The following is a 3684-nucleotide window of genomic DNA, read 5'->3' as shown; positions in this document are numbered from 1 at the left end:
TCTGAATGAATTTTGTTACAAGTTTAACCGAAGGTTCTTTGGGCAGAGTTTATTTGACAGGGTATTGGTCGCAACGCTGGAAAATCCATGGTACAGACCTTTTCCAAAAAACGGATAGTCATTAAAACAATACAATGAAATATCCCCGCCTCCTTTCCTCCGGCGCAAACAACAAAGTGATCGTTTTAAGTGAAACAGAAGTGGGCAAGTTGTTTACCGGCGACACAAGATCAGACATAGGTTCCGAAGCGGAAAAAATGCAATATGCCAATGGCATCAATGAGCTTGTGGCCCGTTTTAAACGCCTGGAATTTAACGAAGAGCTACAGGCAGAAATGCTGGTGATGGAACGTATTTATCCAATAGATTACCGGGCTTATGAAGTGGAAAGAAGAGAGCTTTGGTTAAGCGTTTTTATGGATGAAATAGCGCAGTTGCATAGCGGGGGCTTTGTGCACAGGGATATAAAACGCTCCTCAAATATTAGCGGGCAGGCATTTGATAATATTTTGCTTACACAAAATGGCCTGCGGCTGATTGATGTAGGCATTTCTGCAATCAGGGAAAAAGTAGGAGATACAATCTTTAATAAATACCTGGAGATTGAAAATGCTGAGTTGAAAGAATTTGCAGCGTACTTTATAAGCAGATAGAATAATGACCATTAATGCCACACTCATTAACCTTTACCATGTATGCCCCCGCGAATGCTGGTTGCATGTCAATGGTATTAATATGGAACATACCAGCGATACGGTATATGATGGCAAACTGCTGCACGAAACCAGCTACCCGCAGCGAAACGAAAAACATTCGGAGTTGAGTATAGAAGCGGATTATAACCACGTTAGCCTGTATGGCAAAATAGATTTTTACGATGCCCGGCAAAAGATTATTCACGAAACCAAGCGCAGCGATAAAGTGGAAAAAGCACATGAATGGCAGGTGAAATTTTATTTGTGGCTTTTAAAGCTAAATGGTATTAACGATGCCACAGCTACCCTGGAATATCCATTGTTACGGCATACAGCTCATTTGTCATTAGATGATGGGGACGTTGCATATTTGAAGTCTGCTGTTACATCCATTGCCCGGTTAAAAGAAGATGAACAGTGTCCGCCTGTGATCCATTCAAAAATCTGCAAAAGCTGCTCCTATTACGAACTTTGTTACATAAACGAATAAAATTTAAAACCATGCTTTTACAATTTAAAATTCAATTAGCACGTATTTCAAAACCGCCGGTTTGGCGAAGGGTTTTAGTGCCGGACAATTTTACATTTGAAAAATTTCACCTTGTTATACAGGCTGCATTTGGTTGGCACAATTGCCATTTGTATCAGTTTTCGCCACAGGGTTATGGCTCCTATCCCGCTATAGGCATACCCGATGACGAAGGCTGGAGCGATGAGGAAATCAGCGACAGCGCAAAAATAAAGCTCTTCAAAATCTTTGATACCGTGGGGCAAAGGTTTACCTACAACTACGATTTCGGGGATGACTGGATGCACAAAATCATCCTGGAAGAAGTAAAAGAGGGCGCTCCTAAAAAAGCAGAATTGCTTGCCGGTAAAAGCGCATGCCCGCCCGAAGATTGCGGTGGGCCATGGGGCTACCAGCGAATGCTCGAAGTGCTTGCCAATCCCAAAGATGAAGAATATGAAAGTATGCGTGAATGGGTAGGGCTTACCGGGAACAGTGAATGGGATATTCATGAATTTGATCTGGACTTAGCACAGCGAAGGGTACAGGCTGTTTAAAATTGTGTACTCATGGCAAACCTGCCTGGCGTATTTCAATGAATAGTTTTTATGAAAAAAACCTACTACCTCTTTAATCCCGGCCGCATGGGCCGCAAAGACAACACGCTTAAATTCACGCCCGTGGATGAAGATGGCAAGGAAGGCCAGCCCAAATACATACCCGTGGAAGGCGTGAGCGACCTGTATTGTTTCGGTGCATTGGATGCCAACAGCGCGTTATATAATTTTTTAGGCAAGGAACAAATTGCGGTCCATTTCTTCGATTACTATGAGCATTATACCGGCAGCTTTATGCCCAAAGATTATTTGCTGGCCGGCAAAATGCAGATAGAGCAAACCAAACATTATAGCAATAAGACCAAAAGGCTAACCATTGCGCAAAAATTGGTAGAAGGCGCGGCATTTAATATCCTTAAAAACCTGCGTTATTATCAAAGCCGCGGCAAAGACTTAAACGGAATTATTGAGGTTATTGAAAGCTACTGCACATCTGTTTTCACCACTACTGATATTGATATGCTGATGGGCATTGAAGGAAACATCCGCCAGGTGTATTATGAATCGTTTGATATAATACTGAATGATTTTGCCATGAATGGCCGCACTAAGCAGCCGCCCAAAAATGAAGTGAATGCATTAATATCTTTTGGAAACATGATGTGCTATACGTTATGCCTCGGCCAGATATACCACACGCAATTAAACCCTACCATAAGCTTTTTGCATGAGCCCGGTTTCAGAAGGTATTCGCTGGCGCTGGATTTGGCGGAAATATTCAAACCGATTTTGGTGGATCGCACTATTTTCAAAGTGCTCAATAAAAAAGAAATCCAGGCCAGGGATTTTGATGTGCAGGTAAACAGCGTGGTGCTGAAAGATGCCGCCCGTAAAACTTTTGTAAGGGCTTTTGAAGAACGGCTGAATGAAACCATTAAGCACCGTACATTAAACCGGAGTGTAAGTTATAAGCACCTGGTAAAACTGGAATGCTATAAGCTTACCAAGCATTTGCTGAACATGGAAGAGTATAAGCCGTTTAAAAGCTGGTGGTAATATGTACGTGATACTGGTATATGATATTGGTGAAAAAAGAGTGGGCAAAATGCTCAAACTGTGCAGGCAGTACCTGAACTGGATTCAGAACAGCGTATTTGAAGGTGATATAACCGAAGTGAAGCTGAAAGAATTGGAGCACAGGGCAAAACTGATAATGCAGGAAGAGGAAGACAGTATGATTGTTTTTAAAAGCCGGGATGCCAAATGGCTTGAAAAAGAAATAGTGGGTAAGGAAAAAAATGAGCTGGATACATTTTTGTAGTCGTCGGCCGGGAATTATAATTGCTTCAGCAGCTCTCTGACATATTGGTAAAAGCGAAAAGTTGATATAACTATTTTGTTCTCAATAGTTGTCGGTGCGGGGGTAAAATCATGTTATCGGGCAGCGACAACTTTTTATTATATAATTTTATATATTCACAATTTGAAAGCCTTGTAAAACAGGCTTTTTTAGTCGTCGGTGCGGCGGCTCTTAATCGAACAATGGTTGAATTGAAATTGATATTATGAACGATAAAAATTAACAACAAACTATCTCTTAATCGAACAATGGTTGAATTGAAATGTTTTATTGATGCAGCTAAAGTAAAAAACTGGTTTACTCTTAATCGAACAATGGTTGAATTGAAATTTAATACAATAATATTGGCTTTCATCTGTTAATAATCTCTTAATCGAACAATGGTTGAATTGAAATTATACTTACTTCTCTGGCAGTGGGATGAATGGCACTCTTAATCGAACAATGGTTGAATTGAAATAAGAGAGGTTAGAAGAAAACAGGCAATATCGTCCCTCTTAATCGAACAATGGTTGAATTGAAATGCGTTAGCTACGATCGGATCCCATTTAGCAGCAAATCTCT

Annotated in this window: 5 protein-coding genes and 1 CRISPR repeat array; all 5 genes read left to right on the top strand. The window is 40.8% G+C overall.

Annotated elements, in window-relative coordinates; all coding sequences use genetic code 11:
- Window positions 1-134: 134 nt before the first annotated feature.
- The 5 genes from QM629_RS19165 to cas2 are packed head-to-tail and all read left to right on the top strand — an operon-like array spanning window position 135 to window position 3081.
- Window positions 135-653, top strand: coding sequence for a hypothetical protein (locus QM629_RS19165; protein WP_415161520.1), 519 nt, complete (start codon window positions 135-137; stop codon window positions 651-653).
- Window positions 654-657: 4 nt separating this feature from the next.
- The gene (gene cas4, locus QM629_RS19160; RefSeq protein WP_415161519.1) at window positions 658-1185 is read left to right on the top strand and encodes a CRISPR-associated protein Cas4; all 528 of its coding nucleotides are present in this window, start codon (window positions 658-660) and stop codon (window positions 1183-1185) included.
- 11 nt (window positions 1186-1196) lie between these two features.
- Entirely contained in the window at window positions 1197-1760 is a 564-nt protein-coding gene (locus tag QM629_RS19155; protein ID WP_415161518.1) for a plasmid pRiA4b ORF-3 family protein, read from the top strand.
- Window positions 1761-1811: 51 nt separating this feature from the next.
- Window positions 1812-2816: a type I-B CRISPR-associated endonuclease Cas1b gene (cas1b, locus tag QM629_RS19150; protein ID WP_415161517.1), complete on the top strand. Its 1005-nt coding sequence runs from the start codon at window positions 1812-1814 to the stop codon at window positions 2814-2816.
- Between the two features lies 1 nt (window position 2817).
- Window positions 2818-3081: a CRISPR-associated endonuclease Cas2 gene (gene cas2, locus QM629_RS19145; protein ID WP_415161516.1), complete on the top strand. Its 264-nt coding sequence runs from the start codon at window positions 2818-2820 to the stop codon at window positions 3079-3081.
- A gap of 207 nt (window positions 3082-3288) precedes the next feature.
- A CRISPR array of direct repeats spans window positions 3289-3644; the repeat unit is 30 nt; unit sequence CTCTTAATCGAACAATGGTTGAATTGAAAT.
- Window positions 3645-3684 lie beyond the last annotated feature (40 nt).

It is taken from the genome of Parafilimonas sp. (genome assembly GCF_047606085.1).
Lineage (GTDB): Bacteria > Bacteroidota > Bacteroidia > Chitinophagales > Chitinophagaceae > Parafilimonas.
Note: the sequence above shows the minus strand (reverse complement) of the source record. Positions and strands in the feature narration are given on the sequence as shown.

Bases quoted from the DNA above. Each gene is read 5' to 3' on its own strand.
- QM629_RS19165 (WP_415161520.1), top strand. From the start codon at position 135: ATGAAATATCCCCGCCTCCTTTCCTCCGGCGCAAACAACAAAGTGATC.
- cas4 (WP_415161519.1), top strand. From the start codon at position 658: ATGACCATTAATGCCACACTCATTAACCTTTACCATGTATGCCCCCGC.
- QM629_RS19155 (WP_415161518.1), top strand. From the start codon at position 1,197: ATGCTTTTACAATTTAAAATTCAATTAGCACGTATTTCAAAACCGCCG.
- cas1b (WP_415161517.1), top strand. From the start codon at position 1,812: ATGAAAAAAACCTACTACCTCTTTAATCCCGGCCGCATGGGCCGCAAA.
- cas2 (WP_415161516.1), top strand. From the start codon at position 2,818: ATGTACGTGATACTGGTATATGATATTGGTGAAAAAAGAGTGGGCAAA.